Below are 21050 nucleotides of genomic sequence, written 5' to 3'. Positions count from 1 at the left end.
CGCCTCCCGACAACAGGTAACAACGCCGCATGACCGAACTTGCCCGCCCCGTGTTCCACGGATTCGAACAACTGCCGCTGCGCGAGTACGCCGAGCGCGCCTACCTCGACTACTCGATGTATGTGGTCCTGGACCGCGCCCTGCCGTTCATCGGCGACGGCCTGAAGCCGGTGCAGCGCCGCATCATCTATTCGATGAGCGAGCTGGGCCTGAATGCCGCGTCCAAGCCGAAGAAGTCCGCGCGCACCGTCGGTGACGTCATCGGTAAATACCACCCGCACGGCGACAGCGCGTGCTACGAGGCGCTGGTGCTGATGGCGCAGCCGTTCTCGTACCGCTACCCGCTGATCGAAGGCCAGGGCAACTTCGGCTCCAGCGACGACCCGAAGTCGTTCGCAGCGATGCGTTACACCGAATCCAAGCTGACCCCGATCGCCGAAGTGCTGCTGGGCGAGCTGGGCCAGGGCACCACCGACTGGGCACCGAATTTCGACGGTACCCTGCAGGAGCCGACCTGGATGCCGGCACGGCTGCCGCACCTGCTGCTCAACGGCACCACCGGCATCGCCGTGGGCATGGCCACCGACGTGCCGCCGCACAACCTCAACGAGATCGTCAGCGCACTGCTGCACCTGCTGGACAACCCCGATGCCAGCGTGCGCGACCTGTGCGAGCACGTGCAGGGCCCGGACTACCCGTCCAGCGCCGAGATCATCACCTCGGCCAACGACCTGCGGACCATCTACGAGACCGGCAACGGCAGCGTGCGTGCGCGTGCGACCTTCACCAAGGAAGCCAGCAACATCGTGGTCACCGCCCTGCCGTTCCAGGTGTCGCCGTCGAAGGTGATCGAGCAGATCGCCGCACAGATGCGCGCCAAGAAGCTGCCGTGGCTGGAGGACATCCGCGATGAGTCCGACCACGCCAACCCGGTGCGCGTGGTGCTGGTGCCGCGTTCCAACCGCGTCGACGCCGACCAGCTGATGGGCCACCTGTTCGCGACCACGGACCTGGAGCGCAGCTACCGCGTCAACCTCAACGTGATCGGGCTGGATGGGCGTCCGCAGGTGAAGAACCTGAAGATGCTGCTCAGCGAATGGCTGGTCTTCCGCAGCAACACCGTGACCCGCCGCCTGCAGCACCGCCTGCAGAAGGTCGAGCGCCGCCTGCACCTGCTGGAAGGCCTGCTGGTCGCCTTCCTCAACCTGGACGAGGTGATCCACATCATCCGTACCGAGGACGAACCGAAGGCCGCGCTGATCGCGCGCTTCGGCCTGTCCGAGGAACAGGCCGAGTACATCCTGGAAACCAAGCTGAAGCAGCTGGCCCGCCTGGAGGAGATGAAGATCCGCGGCGAGCAGGACGAACTGGCCAAGGAGCGCGAGAAGATCCTCGGCATCCTGGACAGCAAGGCCAAGCTGAAGAAGCTGATCCGCGACGAACTGACCGCCGACGCCAAGAAGTTCGGCGACGCACGCCGTTCGCCGCTGGTGCAGCGCCAGGCCGCCCAGGCGATCGACGAGACCGAGCTGGTGCCGAGCGAGCCGATGACCGTGGTGCTGTCGGAGAAGGGCTGGATTCGCGCCGCCAAGGGCCACGACGTCGATGCATCGGCCCTGTCCTACCGCGAAGGCGACGGACTGCAGGGCGCGGTGCGCGCGCGCAGCACCCAGCAGGTCGCGTTCCTCGACAGCGAGGGCCGCGCCTACTCGACGCCGGTGCACACCCTGCCCTCCGCACGAGGCAATGGCGAACCGCTGACCGGCCGCTTCTCGCCGGCGCCGGGCACCAGCTTCGTGACCCTGGCCAGCGCCGAGCCGGACACTCGCTTCGTGCTGGCCTCCAGCCATGGTTACGGCTTCGTCACCCGCTTCGAGAACCTGATCGGCCGCAACAAGGCCGGCAAGGCGATGCTGAACCTGTCGGCGGGCTCGTCGGTGCTGACCCCGTCGGTGGTCGCCAACGTCGCCACCGACCGCATCGTGGCGGTGACCAGTTCGGGCAACCTGCTGGCGATCGCCGCCAACGACCTGCCGGAACTGGACAAGGGCAAGGGCAACAAGATCATCGAGATTCCGAAGGCCAAGCTCGCCACCGAACGCGTGGTCGCCATCGTGGCGATCAGCCCGGGGCAGACCCTGCAGGTGCGCAGCGGCCAGCGCACGATGGGCCTGAAGTTCAACGAGCTCGACGCCTATCTCGGCGCCCGCGCCACCCGCGGCCACCTGCTGCCGCGCGGCTGGCAGAAGGTGGAAGGGCTGTCGGTGGAGTGAGGGCTTGGGGTCGGATCCCGTTCCAACGGAACGGGCTCTGACCCCGGACTATTGCTCCTGGCAGGTGTCAGCCTTGGTTGGCGCGCTGTGACGGACGTCAGGCACGAAAAGGCCGGGGCATTCCCCGGCTTTTTCGTTGTCGGCTGGCGGGCGGTGGAGCGGCTGGCGGGCGAAGGCGGGCTCGCGGTGCTCCGGTGCTGGCGGGCGACAGAACGCTGTGCTTCTGGTAGAGCCGACCGCTGGTCGGCTGCTTCCCGCTTCTGGTAGAGCCGACCGCTGGTCGGCTGCTTTCTGCAGAGCAGCCGACCAGCGGTCGGCTCTACCGGGTGGTCGCCGGGAATTACCCGGCGCCACCTGCGGCTCAGTGCGCCGGGGCGCCGCTGCCGTCGATCTTGCTCAGCTGGTACAGCTCCAGGCCGATGCGCTTGATCAGGCCCAGCTGCTGTTCCAGCCACCAGGCGTGGTCTTCTTCGGTGTCCTTCAGCTGCGCCAGCAGGATGTCGCGGCTCACGTAGTCACCCTTCTCCTCGCACAGCTTCATGCCGGCGGCGAGATTGTTCCGAACGGCGTATTCAGTATCGAGATCCTTCTGCAGCATCTCCTCCACGGTCTTGCCGGGCTCGGTGGCATGCGGGCGCATGTCCGGGTCGCCGCCCAGGAACAGGATCCGGCGCAGCAGCGCATCGGCATGCTGGGTTTCCTCTTCCATCTCGTGGTTCAGGCGCTCGTACAGCGCGAACAGGCCCTGGTCCTCATAGCGGCGGGAATGGATGAAGTACTGGTCGCGCGCAGCAAGCTCGCCGCGCAGCAGTTCCTTCAGGCAGGCGATGACGTCCGGGTTGCCTTTCATGGGGGGCTCCTGTGAATCGATGCGGCATAGGGTGACGCATTTCCGGCGACGGTGATCTAATCGGAATCAGTCGCAGTTGCGCCTGCGGCTACAATCGGCCCACGAGTTCGGAAAGGACGTGCGATGCGACGTACATGGCGTTGGATGCTGGGCGTAGTGATCGCCATCGTGCTGGTCACCGCCCTGGTCCTGTGGCTGCTGCTGCGCGGCAGCCTGGCCGACCTGGACGGCGAGCATCCACTGCCGGGCCTGGCCAAGCCGGTCACCATCGAGCGCGATGGGCTGGGCGTGGTCACCATCACGGCCGGCAGCCAGACCGATGCGATGCGCGCGCTGGGCCGCGTGCATGCGCAGGAGCGCTATTTCGAGATGGACCTGATGCGCCGCAGTGCCGCTGGCGAGCTGTCGGCGCTGTTCGGGCCGAAGGCCATCGACGCCGACAAGCGCATGCGCGTGCACCGGCTGCGAGCACGCACCGAGGCGAATCTGCAGGCCGCACTGGGCGGCAATGGCGAGGCCGTGCGCGCCTACGTGGATGGCGTCAACGAGGGCCTGGCCGATCTCTCCGTGCGCCCGTGGGCCTACCTGCTGCTGCGGCAGCCGCCGCAGCCCTGGCAGGCCAGCGACAGCGTGTTGACCGGGCTGGCCATGTACGCCGACCTGCAGGACCCCGGCAACCAGACCGAGCTTGCACTGAGCCGCATCCGCGCGGTGGTGCCGCCGGCGCTGTACGCGCTGATCGCCCACGACGGCACCGAATGGGATGCACCGCTGTTCGGCGAACCCACCGGCAACGCCGCCCTGCCCGATGCCAGCCAGCTCGACCTGCGCACATTGAAGGGAAAATCCGGCACCGCGCAGGAAGAGGTGGACGCCGTCGGCAGCAACAACTTCGCGGTGGCCGGGGCGCTTACCGCCGACGGTCGCGCGATCGTCGCCGACGACATGCACCTGGGCCTGCGCGCGCCGGGCCTGTGGTTCCGCGTGCGCCTGCGCTACCCCGACCCACAGGCCGCTGGCGGCCAGGTCGACGTCACCGGTTTCTCGCTGCCGGGCCTGCCGGCCGTGATCGTCGGCAGCAACGGACACGTCGCCTGGGGTTTCACCAACAGCTACATCGACACCGCGGACTACCGCACTGAACCGGCAAACGCCACGGTGACCGTGCATGAAGAACGCATCGCCGTGGCCGGCCAGGCCGATGTGCGGTTCCCGGTACGCGAAACCGCATGGGGGCCGATCCTGCATACCCACGCCGATGGCAGTGGTGATGCGCTGCGCTGGGTCGCCCACCTGCCCGGTGCGGTGCGCCTGGACTTCGGTGACTTGGCCCGTGCCGGTGACCTGGACGCTGCCCTGCGCTTCGCCGACCGCGCCGGCATTCCCGCACAGAACCTGGTGGTCGGCGACCGCAGCGGACGCATCGCCTGGCGCCTGATCGGCGCCCGTCCGGATCGCGGTCCCGGCTGTGCGCCTGCGGGCTTCACCGCCGCCAGCAACCAGGACTGCGCCCCCTGGCCGATCCGCAGCGACGCCTCGCCGGCATTGATCGACCCACCCAACCATCGCCTGTGGACCGCCAACGGCCGCGTCCTCGACGGCGAGTCACTGGCCAATGTCGGCAACGGTGGATATGACCTGGGCGCCCGCGCGCGGCAGATCCGCGATCTGCTCGCCATCCAGGACCGCTTCGACGAGCACGACCTGCTGGCGATCCAGCTCGACGACCGCGCCGTGTTCCTGCAGCGCTGGTGGGCCCTGCTGCACGACGTCATCGAACGCAGTGACGACCCTGCCCTGAAGCGTTTGAAGGAGGCCAGCCATCAATGGGGTGGCCGTGCCTCGGCCAGCTCGGTCAGCTACCGGGTGGTGCGGGAGTTCCGTACGCAGGTGATGCAGACGTTGTCCGACGCACTGTTGGCACCCGCCAACGCGCAGCTGGGCGATGCCTACCTGGAGCCGCGCCTGGCACAGCTGGAAGGCGTGGCCTGGCCGATGCTGCAACAGCGTCCGGCCAATCTGCTGCCCCCGGCCTTCGACAGCTGGGATGCGCTGCTGATCGACGCGGCACGCCGTACCGAAAGTGAGCTGGCCAAGCAGGGACCGCTGGCCAAGCGCAGCTGGGGCGAACGCAACACGGCGGCGATCTGCCACCCCATCGCACGGGCGCTGCCGGACATCGCCAAGCGCTGGCTGTGCATGCCGGCCGACCGCCTGCCCGGCGACCGCGACATGCCGCGCGTGCAGACGCCGAACTTCGGCGCCTCCGAACGCATGGTGGTTTCTCCGGGCCACGAGGCCGACGGCATCGTGCACATGCCCGGCGGCCAGAGCGGCCACCCGCTGTCACCGTACTGGGGCGCCGGCCACGAGGACTGGGTGCACGGGCGCCCGACACCGTTCCTGCCCGGCAAGGCGCAGCACACCATGACGCTGGTGCCAGCGCGGTAGTGCCGGCTGCTGGCCGGCATCCATGCAGGTGCATCCAGCATCATCAGGTTGCCGGCCAGCGGCCGGCACTACCGTTCAACGGTCAGCCCCTGCGCCGCTCGATCAGGTTCAGCAGTGGTCCGGTCATCGCCGTGGTCACCAGCGCCATGATCACCAGCACCGCGAACAGGCGGTCGCCGAGCAGGCCCAGCTCGTAACCCAGGTTGAGCACGATCAGTTCCATCAGGCCGCGGGTGTTCATCAGCGCGCCCAACCGCCACGCCTCGCGCGTGGGCATGCCGGCACTGCGCGCGGCACTGAAGGTGCCCAGCAGCTTGCCGGTCGTGGCCACCGCGATCACCACTACGCACAGCACGATGTCGCTGGCCTGCAGCGCATCGGCGCGCATGCGCAGCCCGGTCATGGCGAAGAACAACGGCAGCAGCAGCGTCACCGCGAACGGTTCGACGCGGGCCATCAACAGGTCACGCAGCTGCGCGTTGGACGACACCGCCACGCCTGCGGCAAACGCACCGAACAGCGCGTGGATGCCCAGCATCTCGGTGACCAGCGCACTGCCCAGCGACAGCAGCAGGATGCCGAGCAGCCAGCGTCCCTCACGCCCCGGCGCGACCTGCTGGCGGGCGAACCACGGCTTCACCAGCCCCAGCATCAGTGCCACGAACGCGACCACGCACAGCAGGTTGAGGCTGGCCGGCAACCAGCCGCCGGCCTGGGCAGCGGCCACGATCAATGCCAGCAGGCACCACGCGGTGGCATCGCCCAGTGCTGCGCAGGCGATGGCGGTCTGACCCAGCGGCGTCTGCGTGATGCCGCGATCGGCAAGGATGCGCAGCAACACGGGGAAGGCGGTGATGCTCATCGAAATGCCGACGAACAGTGCGAATGCCGTGAAGCCCACCCCCTGTGGGCCATGCTGCGGATACAGCCAGATGGCCAGGGCGACGCCGAGCACGAACGGCACCGCGATGCCGGCATGGCTGACGGTAAAGGCGAAACGCCGGCGTCCACGCAGTGCTGCCAGGTCCAGCTCGGCACCGGCCACCAGCAGGAACATCAGCACGCCCAGCTGGCTGAGCATGCCCAGCGGGCCCAGCGAACTGGCCGGAAACAGCGCCCCCTGCAGGTGCGGCAGAAGGCTGCCGAGCACCAGCGGCCCCATCATCAGGCCGGCCGCCATCTCGCCGATCACCGCCGGCTGCCCCAGACGCTTGAGCAGCGCCCCCGCGCCCTTGGCCACCAGCAGCAGCACCAGCAGCTGCAGCAGGAACAGGCCCAGCGGTGACGCCAGGTGCTGCGCCCAGCTGCCTTCGGTGGCGGCCGTGGCACGCGCAACCGCTTCGGGCGCAACCGGCCCGGCATAGCGGGCCAGCAGCACGCCGGCCAGCAGAGGTACCACGGCCCAGCCCAGGTAGCGCCATCCCCACTTCATCTGCGGCGCCTGGCCCCCGTTCTGTACGTCCATGAACATTCCCCAATGTACGGGGGGCGATCATACAAAAAAGGGGACGGAGGGGATTAAGACGTTTGTGGCTACGACGCGCCGTCCTCCCTCCCCTTTCTCGCGCCTAGGCCAGCGCCTGCTCGTGCACTCCGGCGATCGCCCGGCCCGACGGATCCGCCGCCGCGGCGAAACTGGCGTCCCAGGCGATGGCCGCGGGCGACGAACAGGCGATCGACTTGCCCCCCGGCACGGTCTCGGCCGCTGCCCGGCTCGGGAAGAACTGCTCGAACAGGTGGCGGTAGTAGTACGCCTCCTTGGTCTGCGGCGGGTTGTGCGGGAAGCGCTTGTCGGCGGCCGCCAGTACACGGTCGCTCACCTGCGCCTCGGCATGGGCCTTCAGCCCATCGATCCAGCCATAGCCCACGCCATCGCTGAACTGTTCCTTCTGCCGCCACAGGATGCTGTCCGGCAGGTAGCCATCGAACGCCTCGCGCAGCACGGCCTTCTCGATGCGACGGCCGCCAAAACCGGCACCGACCATCTTGTGCGCGGCATCGAAGCGCATCGCCACGTCAAGGAACTCACGGTCGAGGAACGGCACGCGCGGTTCCACGCCCCAGGCCATCATCGACTTGTTGGCACGCAGGCAATCGTAGTTGTGCAGGGCGTCGAGCTTGCGTACCAGCTCATCGTGGAACTCACGCGCGTCCGGCGCCTTGTGGAAGTACAGGTAGCCACCGAAGATCTCGTCGCTGCCCTCGCCGGACAGCACCATCTTCACTCCCATCGCCTTGATCCGTCGCGCCAGCAGGAACATCGGCGTCGATGCACGGATGGTGGTGACGTCGTAGGTCTCGATGTGGCGGATCACCTCCGGCAGCGCATCGAGGCCTTCCTCGAACGTGTACTCGAAGCCGTGATGCACGGTGCCCAGTGCTTCGGCGGCGATCGCGGCGGCAGCCAGGTCGGGCGAGCCCTTCAATCCAATCGCGAACGAGTGCAGCCGCGGCCACCAGGCTTCGGTCTGCCCGCCATCCTCGATGCGGCGACGCGCATAGCGTGCGGCCACCGCCGCCACCAGCGACGAGTCCAGGCCACCGGACAGCAGCACGCCGTACGGCACATCGCTCATCAGCTGGCGTTCCACCGCATGCTCGAACGCCTGGCGCAGTTCGGCCAGGTCGGCCTGGCGGCCCTGCACGTCGGCATAGTCGCGCCACGGTTGCTGGTAGTAGCGCACCAGCTCTCCACTGGCGCTGTCGAAGTAGTGGCCCGGCGGGAACTGCGCGACATCGGCACAGGTATCGACCAGCGCCTTCATTTCCGAGGCCACGCGCAGGCGGCCCTGGGCATCATGGCCCCAGTACAACGGCACCACGCCGACCGGGTCGCGCGCCACCAGTACACGCCCACTGTCGCGGTCCCACAGCGCGAACGCGAAGATGCCATTGAGCTGTTCCAGCCACTGCGCCGGCGAAGCGCCCTGGCGGTACAGCGCGTTGATCACCTCGCAGTCCGATCCGGTCTGGAAGTCGTAGGCGGCGGTCAGCGCCGCCTTCAATGCCTGGTGGTTGTAGATCTCACCGTTCACCGCCAGTGCCAGCTGGCCGTCGGCCGACAGCAGCGGCTGCGAACCACCGGCCGGGTCGACAATGGCCAGCCGTTCGTGGACCAGCAGCGCGCCTTCGTCGAGATACACGCCGCTCCAGTCCGGGCCACGGTGGCGCTGGCGCTGCGACAGTTCCAGCGCATGGCGGCGCAGGGCCGGAAGATCGTCACCGGCCTGCAGGCCGAAGATTCCGAAGATCGAACACATGGGGGAGCTCCTGTTGGGGGAATTTCACGGGTGGGAGGTGTTCGACCGGCCATCCAGGCCCGGGCAGGCTGCGCCCGGGCACAAAAAAACCCGCATCGACCGATGCGGGTTTTCTGGTGTCCGGGCGTGTGTTGCTGTCTATCTACCCAGGGCGCAGTCCCGCATCGGCCACGCACGATTATTCGCGCGCAGATTATTGCGGTTGTTGTTGACGGCGGTGGCCAGGCGGATCGACATGGCATCGACCCTACCCTGCTTTCCGGCGCAGCGCAACCGTTGCATTGGCAACCAGGTGAAGGTGTGCCGACCAACGGTCGGCACCCAGCAGTCGGCGCCCACAGGGGTAGCGCCGGGCCGTGCCCGGCGCCATGCCTCACACCAGCAGCCGTTCCACCAGCCGCTGGTACAGCCCCGGCAGTGCTTCCAGATCGTCCACGCGCACGTTCTCGTCCACCTGGTGGATGCTGGCGTTGACCGGCCCCACTTCGATGCACTGCGCACCCAGCGGCGCAATGAAGCGTGCATCGGACGTGCCGCCGCCGGTACTTTCTTCCGGCGCACGGCCGATGTGCTCGGCCAGCACCGCCCGCGCGGTGGCGCGCAGCGTGCCCTCCGGGGTGTAGAACGGCTCGCCGCTGCGATGCCACTTCAGCGCGTACTGCAGGCCGTGCCGGTCCAGCAGTGCGGTGATCTCCGCTTCCAGCTTCGACGCATCCCAGTGCGGGTTGTAGCGGATGTTGAAATCCACTTCGAGCTCGCCGGGAATCACGTTGTTGGCACCGGTACCGGCGTGGATGTTGGAGATCTGCAGGCTGGTCGGCGGGAAACTCTCGTAGCCGTCATCCCAACGCCGCGCACTCAATTCGGCCAGAGCCGGCGCCGCCTGGTGAATCGGGTTGCGCGCCTTTTCCGGATACGCCACATGGCCTTGTACGCCCTGCACGCGCAGCTTGGCCGACAGGCTGCCACGACGCCCCACGCGCAGCAGGTCACCGAGCGTCGCGGTCGACGACGGCTCGCCGGTAATGCACCAGTCGATGCGTTGGCCGCGTTCGGCGAACAGCCGCGCGACGTGGCGCACGCCATCAATGGCATCGCCCTCCTCGTCGCTGGTCAGCAGCACCGCCAGCGTGCCGGGGTGATCGGGGTGCGCGGCGACGAACTGCTCGGCGGCCACCACGAATGCCGCCACGCTGCCCTTCATGTCGGCGGTACCACGGCCATACAGCACGCCGTCACGGACCTGCGGCGTGAACGGGTCGCTGGTCCAGGCCTCGCGCGGGCCCGTCGGCACCACGTCGGTATGGCCCAGCAGCACCAGTACCGGCGCGCCCTGGCCATGGGTCGCCCACAGGTTGTCGACCTCGCCCAGCCGCAGGTGATCGCACTGGAACCCGGCCTGCTCCAGGCGCGCCGCCAGCAGTGCCTGGCAGCCAGCATCGTCCGGCGTCACCGAGGGCCGTGCGATCAGCTCGCAGGTCAGGTCGAGGACCGCGCTCATGCGTCACCGACGCCGAAGCGGGCCTTGAAGCCGTTGTCACTGAAGCCCTGGCTGACCGCGCCGTCGGTAGTGACCACCAGCGGGCGCTTGATCAACTGCGGGTACTCGCGCAGCAGCAGCTTCCATTCGGCCTCGGAGTCCGCGGCCTTGCGGTTGTCCGGCAGCTGCCGCCAGGTAGTGGAGGACCTGTTGACCATCGCGGCCAGCCCACCCAGCTGCGCGGCCCACGCCAGCAGCATTTCCGGGCTGGGTTTGTTGTCGCGGTAGTCGATGAAGGTGTACGGCACGCCGAAGCGGTCCAGCCACTTGGTCGCCTTCTTGCAGGTATCGCAGTTCTTCAAACCGTAGACAGTGGTGCTCATGGCCATCTGTGATGCTGGAAAACAGAGGGCCAGAATCTCACAACAGGCGCTCGGACACGACCCGGAACGGCACCTGCGGCAACCGGAAGGCCAGCCCCTCCTGCAACGCCACGCCCATGGCCTGCAGCCGCGGGCACTGCGGCTCGCCGTCCAGCCGCAACGGTTGCAGGTGGGCGATTTCCACCGGCAGCGCGATGCGGGTGCTGGCCCAGCGGTGATCACAGGTCCGGGCGATGGCCTGGTCCTGGCAGGTCAGGAAGCGCAGCAGGGCCTGGTGGCCGCCGAAGGCCGCCGCCCACCCGGCATCGTCCCAGCCCGCAGCCGCCTGCCACTGCAGGTGCAGCGCTGGCGCGCTGCCCTGCCCGCCTTCGACCACGGTGTGCCCACCACCATCGGTGCGCACCACATGCGCGAAGCGCGTGGACAGATGCGGCTGCATGACATCGCTGAAGGCGCGCGCGCCGGCGACGAAGGCCAGCTGGTCCATCACGTTGCGATCGAACAACACCACCGGCGTCCCGTCCGGATCATCGTCACGGCGCAGGTACCAGCGCCAGTTGCTCTGCCTGGGCGACGGCATCAGCGAGCGCAGCGGCCCGGCCAGCGCCGGCCCGAAATGGCCGTGCCGATAGCTGAGGATGGTGTAGGGCGTGCGTCCGGCATGGACCACGTAGTGATGGCCGGGTGGTGGCATCGGCGCGTGGCGCACGTCGACCCACCAGCTGACGTAGACCACGTCGCGCACATCGCTGGCCAGCGCCGGCATCGGCCAGCGCCGCGACAGCGCGCGGCGCAGCCGGGTCCAGCGCGGGGCGTGCAGCAGGCGCGGCAGCATCCGCCCGAACAGGGTGCCGGACGGATGCCGGTAGATCGCGGACGGCGCCAGATCCTCCGGCGCAGTCATCTTCAGTCGGCCAGGCCGCGCAGCAGGTCGTTGACGCTGGTCTTGCTGCGGGTCCTGGCATCAACCTGCTTGACGATCACCGCGCAGTACAGCGAATGGGTACCGTCCTTGCTTGGCAGCGAGCCGGACACCACCACGCTGTACGGCGGAATGTAGCCGTAGCTGATCTCACCGGTGGCGCGGTTGTAGATGCGGGTGCTCTGGCTGAGGAACACGCCCATGCCGATCACGCTGTGGTGGCCGACCACCACGCCTTCCACCACTTCCGAGCGGGCACCGATGAAGCAGTGGTCCTCGATGATGGTCGGGCTGGCCTGCAGCGGCTCCAGCACGCCGCCGATGCCGGCGCCGCCGGACAGGTGGCAGTGCTGGCCGATCTGCGCGCAGGAACCGACGGTGGCCCAGGTGTCGACCATGGTGCCTTCGCCGACGTAGGCACCGATGTTGGTGAAGCTCGGCATCAGCACCACGTCCTTGCCGAAGTACGTGCCGCGGCGGGCAATCGCACCCGGCACCACGCGCACGCCGCCACGGCGGAACTTCGCTTCGTCATAGCCGGCGAAGCGCGATTCGACCTTGTCCCAGAACGGTGCCGGGCGTGCATCGACCACCGCCATGTCGTTGACGCGGAAATACAGCAGCACCGCCTTCTTCAGCCACTCGTTGACCTTCCAGCCGCCCTGGCCGTCCGGCTCGGCGACGCGGAATTCACCGCTCTCCAGGCCGTCGATCACGCGGTTGACCAGCGGCCTGGTCGAGCCTTCCAGCTCGTGCAGGGTCAGCGTCGCGCGGCGCTCGAAGGCGCTCTCGATGCCGAACTTCAGCTCTTCAACGCCCGGTGCCGACGGCTTGCGCAGCGACTTGCGGGCAATGGTTTCGGCGCGGACGGCTTCGGCGCTCTTGGCCGGCGCCGGCTTCTTCACAGCACGCTTCACCGCCGTCGTTTTCTTCGCCGGGGCCTTCACCGCAGCGGCCTTCTTCGGCGCAGGGGTCTTCTTCGCGGCCGGTGCGGCGGCAGCAGGTTTCCGGGCCGCTGCGCTCTTGGGGGTCGCGGCGGTCTTCTTGGCGGGCTTGGTGGCCATCAGGCGGGGTCTCCGGCGTTTCGATCAGGGTCCAGGCAGGCCAGCATCGCGTCATGCAGCTGCTGCCGGGCAGGTTCAGTCAGGGGGAGGTCGTGTTCGTCACTGATCACGAAGGTGTCTTCGGCGCGTTCGCCGAACGTGGCAATGCGCGCATCATGCACGCGCAGGCCCTGGTTTCGCAGCACGAACGCCACATCGGCCAGCAGGCCGGGACGGTCGGGGGCGACCAGGGCAAAACGGGTCGCGCCCGGTTCATCGCGGAATTCGATGCGCGGCGCAAAACGGAAATGACGCAGCTGTCGCGGCACCACCCGGCGTGACGGCCGCAGCCGCGTCAGGTCGCCGCTCAGGGCCTCACGCAGCGCCGCCTCCAGGTTGGCACTGCTGCCATCGGCAAAGGTGTCGGCCGGGTTGACTTCGAAGGTGTCGAAGATGGTGTCGGCCGGGCCGTCCAGCACGCGTGCACGGTGGATCCCGTAGCCCTTACGGTCCAGGGTCATTACGATCGCGGCGAACAGGCCATCGCGGTCGGGCGAGTGCACGAACACTTCCAGCGCGGGGTCGTCGACACTGATCCGGCGCACCTTGACCAGGGTCTGGCCCTGCTTCACGGGCACCAGTGCGGCGGCCTGCCAGGCCAGCTGCTCGGGCCGCAGGCGGATGAAGCCCTCATCGGGCATCACCGCGAACTGGCGGTCGATGGTGGCGTCGTCATAGCCCTGCTCGCGCACCAGTGCGCGCACGCTGTCACGCGCCTCGGCCACGCGCTCGGCAGCGGGCACCGGATGCTCCAGTCCTTCGCGCAGCGCGCGCCGGGTGGCGAAGTACAGGTCGGCCAGCAGGCGATCCTTCCAGGCGTTCCACAGTTTCGGGCTGGTGCCGGCGATATCGGCACAGGTCAGCAGGTACAGGTAGTCCAGGCGGTCGCGGCTGCCGACCAGGGTGGCGAAGCGATGGATCACCACCGGATCGGCGATGTCCTGCTTCTGCGCCGTCACCGACATGCGCAGGTGCTGTTCGACCAGCCAGGCGACCAGCTCGGTATCGGTGCCACTCAGTGCATGTGCCTGGCAGAACGCACGCGCGTCCACCGCACCCAGCTCGGAGTGGTCGCCGCCGCGGCCCTTGGCGATGTCATGGAACAGGCCGGCCAGCAGCAGCAGTTCCGGCTTGCGCAGGCGTGGCCACACTTCGTGCGCGATCGAGAAGCGTTCGTCGGCACGGCTGCTGGCGAACTGGCCGATGTTGCGTAGGACCATCAGCGTGTGCTGGTCGACCGTATAGACATGGAACAGGTCGAACTGCATGCGCCCGCTGACCTGGGCGAACGCGGGAATCCACTGGCCAAGCACGCCCAGCCGCGCCATGCGCGAAAGCGTGTCGACCGGGCGCTGGCCACGCAGCAGGGCAAGGAAATGCTCGCGTGCGTCGGCGTCGGCCTGGTCATAGGCCGGCAGCAGCGGCAGCGACTCGGCCAGCGCACGCGCGGTCAGCGAGTGCAGGCCGCGCACCTGCGGGTTGTTGGCCCAGCTGGAAAACAGCGCGAACACCTGGCCGATGTCGCCCTGCGGCCAGTCGGCCTCGTTGGCGGCCAGGTAGCCACGACGCAGGGAAAAGCCCACGGTCAGCGGCTCCGGCTGCGCCTCGCCGTCGAACTGTTCCTCGAAGCGCTGCAGCAGGCGGTCGCTGATCCGGCGCACCACCAGCGCGGCGCGGTAGAAGCCCTGCATCATCTTCTCGACGCCGAGGTTCTCGGCATCGTCTTCGAAGCCCAGGCGCGCGGCCAGGGTCTTCTGGTAATCGAAACGCAGGCGCTCTTCCGGGCGGCGCGCCACCAGATGCAGGCCGAAGCGCAACCGCGCCAGCACTGCACGCTCGCGCTTCAACGCCGCAGCTTCGTCGGCGCCCAGATGGCCGAGCCCGACCAGGGCCTCCAGGTCGCGCACGCCAAAGGCGCGCAGCGCCATCCAGCCCAGCGTATTGAGATCACGCAGGCCACCGGGACCGTCCTTCAGGTCCGGCTCCAGGTTGTCGGCGGTATCGCCGAAGCGCTGGTGGCGGACGCGCAGCTCTTCCAGCTTGGCCAGGAAGAAGGCACGCGCCGGCCACAGCTCGCGGTCGTCGATGGCCTCGCGCAGCGCGCGGCGGGCGGCGTCATCGGCCAGGATCGGACGCGCCTCGATCAGCGCGGTCAACACGGTCTGGTCAGCCGCCGCCTCGCGGCACTGCAATGCAGAGCGCACCGCATGGCTGACCGCCAACCCGCAGTCCCACAGCAGCGCGAACAGCCGCGCCAGGGCCGCTTCGTGCGCCAGTTGCGCCGGCGGATCACCGAACACCAGCAGGTCGATGTCCGAACGCGGGAACAGTTCGCCGCGGCCATAACCGCCCACCGCGAACAGCGACAGGCCGCTGCCGGCCGGCAGGCAACGCTGCCAGGCCAGGCGGATCAGGTGGTCGGCGGCACGTGCGCGCAGCGCCAGCAGGCGCTCGATGTTGTCGCCCTGGTCGAAGCGGCGGTACAGGCGCGCGTCGGCCTGCTGCAGCGCGTGGCGCGCGGCAGCCGCCCAGTCCGGGTCGTTGAGCGACGCGGCCGGCGTGTCCAGCAGCGAACTCGCCGGCAACATCGTCAGGAGACCTGCGACTCGCCCGGCGACAGGGTCAGCACGTCGACGCCGGTCTCGGTGACCGCGACCATGTGCTCCCACTGCGCCGACAGCTTGCGGTCCTTGGTCACCACGGTCCAGCCATCCGGCAGCACCTTGTTGTAGCGGGTGCCCTCGTTGATCATCGGCTCGATGGTGAAGGTCATGCCCGGCTGCAGCACCAGGCCCTGGCCCGGACGGCCGTAATGCACCACCTGCGGCTCGTCGTGGTAGACCTTGCCGATGCCGTGGCCGCAGTACTCGCGCACCACGCTGAACCGCTCGCCTTCGGCATAGCTCTGGATGGCATGGCCAATGTCGCCCAGGGTGGCGCCCGGACGCACTGCGCGGATGCCGCGCCACATGGCTTCGTAAGTGGTCTCCACCAGGCGGCGGGCCATCACCGACGGGGTGCCGACGAAATACATGCGGCTGGTGTCGCCGTGCCAGCCGTCCTTGATGACGGTGACGTCGATGTTGATGATGTCGCCATCCTTGAGCACCTTCCCTTCGCTGGGGATGCCGTGGCAGATGACGTTGTTGACCGAGGTGCACACGGTCTTGGGGAAGCCGCGGTAGCCGACGTTGGCCGGAATGGCGCCCTGCACGTTCACGATGTGATCGTGGCAGATGCGGTCCAGTTCCTCGGTGGTGACACCGGGCTTGACGTGGGGGGCGACGATGTCGAGCACTTCGCTGGCCAGGCGGCCGGCGATGCGCATCATCTCGATTTCCTGCGGGGTTTTCAGATTCACGCTCATGGCACCCATTATCGCCGATCCGGCCGCAATCTGAACGAACGCCACCCAACTGGCGTTCCAAGCCATGCACAGTTCCGGCAAAGAAAGTGAAAGCGTGATGGCGTCCGCTCTTTCACTCTCTTATTTATCACGTATTACAGACACTTACGCTTCCTAAGCTGGCCTCGCAGTCGTCACCGCGGCGCCGAACGTGCCGTCTTCGCCTTGTTCAACGGACCTTCGGGTCAGGGAGGTTGTCCATGCGATTCCCAGTTCGATCCCCGCTGGGCTGGGCCCTGGCCGGGCTGCTGCTTTCCGGCCAGGCGCTGGCCGCCGACACCACCACCTTCAATGTCACCCTGGTGGTCACCAAGGCCTGCACCATCACGGCGGCGGCGGCCACCAACGTCGACTTCGGCACCGCCGCCTCGACCACCGCCACGCCTACCCTGGGCCAGGGCACGGTGACCGCGCAATGCTCGGCACTGACGCCCTACACGATTGCGCTGAATGCGGGCGCCAACGCCGGTACCGCCAACGACGTCACCACCCGGCGCATGAAGAACACCAATGCCGCGGTGACCGCCAACAACTATGTCGGCTACCAGCTCTACCAGGATGCCGCGCATACCCTGGTCTGGGGCGCCACAACCGGCACCAATACCCAGGCCGGCATCGGCACCGGCCTGGCCGTGCCGTACATCGTCTACGGCCAGATCCTGAACCTGAGCACCAACAATCCGGCCACGGGTAACTACCTGGATACGGTTACCGCCACGATCACCTATTGATGGAGCACGCCCGCATGGCCGGACCCCGCCCGTGGCGCGCCACCGGCGTGGCGCTGCTCGCCCTGTGCCTGCTGGGCGCCGCCCCTGCCGGCGCCACCAGCCTGCAGGTCGCGCCCACCAGCCTGCAGCTGGAGGCGCGCCAGCGTGCCGGTGAGCTGTGGCTGACCAACAGCGGCACCTCGCCGGTGACGCTGCAGGTGCGCCTGTTCCGCTGGGTGCAACAGGACGGCCAGGAACAGCTGCTGCCGACCGACGAGCTGATCGCCACACCCCCGATGCAGGAGCTGGCCGCTGGACAGCAGCAGCTGGTGCGGGTGATGCGTCCGGACAACGAGCCCCCGCCTGCACAGCGGCACTACCGGCTGATCGTGGACGAGGTACCCGACCTGGCCACCCGTGCCGAGGGCATGCAGTTCGTACTGCGCTATTCGATCCCGGTGTTCGTGCAGCCTTCCACCGGCCGCCTGGCCCCACGGCTGCAGGCCCGCCTGATGACACTGGCGGACGGCCGCAATGGCGTGGAGGTCGCCAATACGGGCGACAGCTACGCGCAGATCGCCGATCTTGCGCTGGGCAGCGCCGCGCGCCCGCGCATTGTCCACCCCGGACTGCTGGGCTACGTGCTGCCGGGCCAGGTGATGCGCTGGCCGATCGAACGCACGGCGATCGACCGCGACAACGACCAGATCACGGCCAAGCTCAATGGCGAGTCGGAACAGACGCCACTGTCGCCCCCACCGGCTCGCTGAGGCGTTGATGGGCGCAGTGCTGGCGGCCCTGGCTCCCGCGGCGACCGCAGCCGCCGATGTCTCCGGCGTCGCCGCCGATGTCTCCGGCGTATCGGCCGACGCCGTGCTGCCGCCCCCGACCCCGCTGACCGCCAGCCAGACGCTGTACCTGGATGTGTCGCTCAACAGCACGCCACGCGGCCTGCTGCCGTTCATCGAGAACCGCGGCCGGCTGCAGGCCAGCCCCGAGGTGTTGCGCCAGCTCGGCTTCAATGCCAGCGGCGATGCACCGGTCTACCTGGATCAGATCAGCGGCGCGGTGGTGCGCTACGACGCGCACATGCAGACCCTGGCGCTGGATGTACCACTGGACCAGCTGACCCTGCCGACCACGGTGCTCAGCCGGCCGCAGGCGCGTGCGCCGGCCGGCACTGCCTCGCCCGGCGTGCTGCTCAACTACGACGTCTACGGCAGCCGGGTGGACACACTGGGCAATCTCAGCCTGAGCTCGGAGCTGCGCGTGTTCGGCATCGGCAACGGGACTTTTGAGAACACCGCCATCAGCCGTCGCTACCAGCAACCCGGTGATCGCCATTGGCGCGGCGAAAGCGTGCGGCTGGACACCCGCTGGAGCCTGGACTTCCCCGACAGCGCAACGACCCTGGAGGTCGGTGACTTCTACAGCGGCTTCGTCGACTGGACCCGCCCGGTGCGCCTGGGCGGGCTGCAGATCGGCCGCAACTACGGGCTGCAGCCCTACCGCGTACTGACGCCCACGCCGAGCTTCCTCGGCCAGGCCGTGGTGCCCTCCACGGTCGAGCTGTACGTGGACGGCCTGCGCCAGTACAGCGGGCAGGTACCGGTCGGCCCGTTCCAGCTGGCGGCACAGCCCGGGATCAGCGGCACCGGTAATGCGCAGGTGGTGGTAACCGATGCCTTCGGCCGCATGCAGACGCTGGATTTCAGTTTCTATGGCACCCAGCAGCTCCTGGCCAAGGGCCTTTCGGACTGGTCGGCCGGCGTCGGCCACCTGCGCGAGGACTTTGGACAGCGCTCCTTCGCCTACGACGATCGCACCGTGGCCAGTGCCAGCTGGCGCGGAGGCATCAGCGATACCTTCACTGGCGAGGCGCATGCCGAAGGCGGCGGCGGCCTGGCCCAGGCCGGCGTCGGCGGCTGGTGGCTGCTCGGCACGGCCGGCGTGTTCAATGCGGCCTATGCACGCAGTGATTACCACGGCCTGCAGGGCGGGCAATGGGCGCTGGGCTACAGCTGGAACAACCGCCGCTTCAACGTCAACCTGCGCAGCGTGCGCAGCCACGGCGACTACCGCGACCTGGGTGCGCTGCAGGGCAACCTGCCGCCGAGCATCAGTGAACAGGCCACGCTGGGCCTGGACCTGCTGCGGCTGGGCACGCTCAGCGCAAGCTACCTGCGCCTGCGCTACCCCGACGGCGACGACAACCGCTACGCCAGCCTGTTCTGGTCACGCAGCTGGAGCCAGCGCTGGTCGGCCTACCTGTCGCTGAACCAGAACCTGGACCGCAGCGACGACCGCAGCATCTACCTGTCGGTGACCGCCAGCCTGGGCAACAACCGCCAGGCCAGCCTCTCGAGCCAACGCAACGGCGATAGCCAGAGCTGGGTGGCGGACGTGACCCAGCCGGTCCCGGGCGACGGCAGCGCGGGCGGCGTCGGCTGGCGCGCGCAGCTGCGCCACGGCGAGGACGGCAACGGCGGCCTGGCCGAGGTCGGCATCCTCAACGATGTCGGCCGCTATTCGTTCGGCGCCTCGCGCCAGGGCGGGCTGAACTATGCCTACGCCAGCGCCAGTGGCAGCGTGGTGTGGATGGGCGGCCACACCTTCGCCACGCGCGAGGTGTCGGACGCGTTCGCGGTGATCAGCACCAATGGCGTCGGCGGCGTGCCGGTGCGGCTGGAGAACCGCCTGATCGGCGTCACCGATGATCGCGGCCTGCTGCTGGTCAGCCCGTTGCTGTCCTGGCAGCGTAATCGTGTCTCGATCGATACCCTGGACCTGCCCGAGGACATGCGCGCCGATCGCATCGAGGATTGGGTGACCCCGCGCCAGCGCGCCGGTACCCGCGTCACCTTCCAGCTGCGCTCGCGGCCGTCACTGAGCCTGACCCTGCTGGCAATGGACGGACAGCCGCTGGAGGTCGGCAGCGAGGTGCGGTTGCCCGATGGCCGCCAGGCCACGGTCGGCTACGACGGCCTGCTCTATCTGGAAGACGTTGTCGCCGGCAGCGTGCTGTATGTCACCACCAGCCGCGGCCCCTGCCGGGTGAAAGTGCCGGACCTGCCCAAGGTGGTGGCGTCCGGCGCGCGGCCGAAGCCGGCGCCGCAGCAGTGCATCCCGGAGGTGGCGCCATGAGGCACGCCCGGTGGGCCGTGCTGCTGGCCGTCATCCTGCTGGGCAGCCTGCTGGCGCCGGCGCCCGCGCGTGCCACCGCGGTCTGCACGGCAGTCGCCGACCCGACCCTGCCGTTCGGCAACATCAACAGCAATGCGCCCGGCCCCAGCACGGCCAACCTCAACATCACGGTGACCTGTACCACCGCCGCGCTGAGCCTGCTGGCGACGACCGGCGTGCGCGTCTGCGTGGGCGTGGGCGCCGGCAGTGGTGGCGGCAGCAGTTCCACCTTCCGCACGATGACCACCACCAGCAGTGACACCCTGAATTTCCAGCTGTACAACAACGCCAGCTTCGGCCAGGTCACCGGACTGGTGCCGCGCGGCACGCCACCGGCGCAGGAACTGACCATGACCTACAACGTGCCGCTGGTGACGGGCGGCAGCGGTGCGCAGTCGGTGCAGCTGTTCGGGCAGATCCCGGCCAACCAGGTCCTGGCCTCCGGCGCGTACAGCAGTACCTTCAGCGGGGCCAACGTGGTCCTGACCTGGGCCTGGAACGAAGTCCTGCTCGGTACCGCTACCGTGCCCGCCACCTGCAATGGCGGCGCCACCGGCACCAACAGCGCGAGTGCAGCCTTCAGCTTCACCGCCACCGCCAACGTGCTGCCGCAATGTGGCAGCTACGTCACCACCACCATGAACTTCGGCAACGTCACCGGCGGCATTCCGGCCAACATCGACCGGACCGCCACCCTCACCCTGACCTGCCTGAAGAACACCGCCTTCCAGGTCGGCCTCAACAATGGCCAGAACAATCCTGCCGCCACTCCGATCCGGCGCATGGCCACCACCGTCGGCGGCAGCACCTATTACCTTCCCTACGAGCTGTACCGGGACTCGGCGCGGAGCCTGCGCTGGGGCAATACCTTGACCGTCGACACGGCCAGCGGCACCGGCACGGGCAGCGCACAGCAGCTGACCATTTATGGCCGGGTGCCGCCGGTCAGCGGCCAGCCGCCCGCGGGCACCTACAACGATCTGGTGCAGGTAACGATCACCTATTGAGCCCCCGGTAGCGCCACGCCCA

General features: G+C 68.4%; 15 protein-coding genes. 6 read left to right on the top strand and 9 right to left on the bottom strand.

Translation table 11 applies throughout. The features are described 5' to 3' along the window. Positions 1 to 29 precede the first annotated feature (29 nt). Positions 30 to 2273, top strand: a complete 2244-nt coding sequence (gene parC, locus AC5P9I_RS10665; RefSeq protein ID WP_049464954.1) for a DNA topoisomerase IV subunit A — start codon at positions 30 to 32, stop codon at positions 2271 to 2273. A gap of 361 nt (positions 2274 to 2634) precedes the next feature. Here parC and bfr read toward each other — a convergent pair whose 3' ends face one another. After that, entirely contained in the window at positions 2635 to 3123 is a 489-nt protein-coding gene (gene bfr / locus AC5P9I_RS10660; RefSeq protein WP_005415872.1) for a bacterioferritin, read from the bottom strand. Positions 3124 to 3246: 123 nt separating this feature from the next. On the opposite strand from bfr, the gene AC5P9I_RS10655 reads away from it, so the two are divergent. Further along, positions 3247 to 5574 (top strand): penicillin acylase family protein, encoded by a 2328-nt coding sequence (locus AC5P9I_RS10655; RefSeq protein ID WP_049464956.1) that lies wholly within the window; start codon positions 3247 to 3249, stop codon positions 5572 to 5574. 82 nt (positions 5575 to 5656) lie between these two features. Here AC5P9I_RS10655 and AC5P9I_RS10650 read toward each other — a convergent pair whose 3' ends face one another. From AC5P9I_RS10650 to map, 8 genes are all read right to left on the bottom strand, one after another. Continuing rightward, positions 5657 to 7045: a cation:proton antiporter domain-containing protein gene (locus AC5P9I_RS10650; RefSeq protein ID WP_049464958.1), complete on the bottom strand. Its 1389-nt coding sequence runs from the start codon at positions 7043 to 7045 to the stop codon at positions 5657 to 5659. Between the two features lie 97 nt (positions 7046 to 7142). Beyond that, the gene (gene asnB, locus AC5P9I_RS10645) at positions 7143 to 8834 is read right to left on the bottom strand and encodes an asparagine synthase B (protein ID WP_049464960.1); all 1692 of its coding nucleotides are present in this window, start codon (positions 8832 to 8834) and stop codon (positions 7143 to 7145) included. A 373-nt stretch (positions 8835 to 9207) separates the two neighbouring features. Beyond that, positions 9208 to 10335 carry a succinyl-diaminopimelate desuccinylase gene (dapE, locus tag AC5P9I_RS10640; protein WP_049464962.1) on the bottom strand — a complete coding sequence of 376 codons (1128 nt, stop codon included), beginning with the start codon at positions 10333 to 10335 and terminating at the stop codon, positions 9208 to 9210. Beyond that, complete coding sequence (locus AC5P9I_RS10635; RefSeq protein WP_176421996.1) at positions 10332 to 10703, bottom strand: arsenate reductase; 372 nt, start codon at positions 10701 to 10703, stop codon at positions 10332 to 10334. The genes dapE and AC5P9I_RS10635 overlap by 4 nt, the downstream gene beginning before the upstream one ends. Before the next feature lie 31 nt (positions 10704 to 10734). Continuing rightward, complete coding sequence (locus AC5P9I_RS10630; RefSeq protein ID WP_130768553.1) at positions 10735 to 11601, bottom strand: hypothetical protein; 867 nt, start codon at positions 11599 to 11601, stop codon at positions 10735 to 10737. A gap of 2 nt (positions 11602 to 11603) precedes the next feature. Continuing rightward, positions 11604 to 12683: a 2,3,4,5-tetrahydropyridine-2,6-dicarboxylate N-succinyltransferase gene (dapD, locus tag AC5P9I_RS10625; RefSeq protein ID WP_049464966.1), complete on the bottom strand. Its 1080-nt coding sequence runs from the start codon at positions 12681 to 12683 to the stop codon at positions 11604 to 11606. Continuing rightward, positions 12683 to 15292 carry a [protein-PII] uridylyltransferase gene (locus AC5P9I_RS10620; RefSeq protein ID WP_462442525.1) on the bottom strand — a complete coding sequence of 870 codons (2610 nt, stop codon included), beginning with the start codon at positions 15290 to 15292 and terminating at the stop codon, positions 12683 to 12685. Before AC5P9I_RS10620 ends, dapD begins: the two co-directional genes overlap by 1 nt. Before the next feature lie 20 nt (positions 15293 to 15312). Continuing rightward, positions 15313 to 16098, bottom strand: coding sequence for a type I methionyl aminopeptidase (gene map, locus AC5P9I_RS10615; protein ID WP_049464969.1), 786 nt, complete (start codon positions 16096 to 16098; stop codon positions 15313 to 15315). A 230-nt stretch (positions 16099 to 16328) separates the two neighbouring features. On the opposite strand from map, the gene AC5P9I_RS10610 reads away from it, so the two are divergent. The 4 genes from AC5P9I_RS10610 to AC5P9I_RS10595 are packed head-to-tail and all read left to right on the top strand — an operon-like array spanning position 16329 to position 21028. Beyond that, positions 16329 to 16859, top strand: coding sequence for a Csu type fimbrial protein (locus tag AC5P9I_RS10610; RefSeq protein ID WP_049464971.1), 531 nt, complete (start codon positions 16329 to 16331; stop codon positions 16857 to 16859). Further along, positions 16859 to 17608 carry a fimbrial biogenesis chaperone gene (locus AC5P9I_RS10605; protein ID WP_049464974.1) on the top strand — a complete coding sequence of 250 codons (750 nt, stop codon included), beginning with the start codon at positions 16859 to 16861 and terminating at the stop codon, positions 17606 to 17608. Before AC5P9I_RS10610 ends, AC5P9I_RS10605 begins: the two co-directional genes overlap by 1 nt. Before the next feature lie 7 nt (positions 17609 to 17615). Next, positions 17616 to 19982 (top strand): fimbria/pilus outer membrane usher protein, encoded by a 2367-nt coding sequence (locus AC5P9I_RS10600; protein WP_049464975.1) that lies wholly within the window; start codon positions 17616 to 17618, stop codon positions 19980 to 19982. Next, entirely contained in the window at positions 19979 to 21028 is a 1050-nt protein-coding gene (locus AC5P9I_RS10595; protein ID WP_049464977.1) for a Csu type fimbrial protein, read from the top strand. Before AC5P9I_RS10600 ends, AC5P9I_RS10595 begins: the two co-directional genes overlap by 4 nt. Positions 21029 to 21050: the final 22 nt, after the last annotated feature.

The sequence above is a fragment of the Stenotrophomonas sp. YJH_SMC_29 genome, from assembly GCF_059371235.1.
Note: the sequence above shows the minus strand (reverse complement) of the source record. Positions and strands in the feature narration are given on the sequence as shown.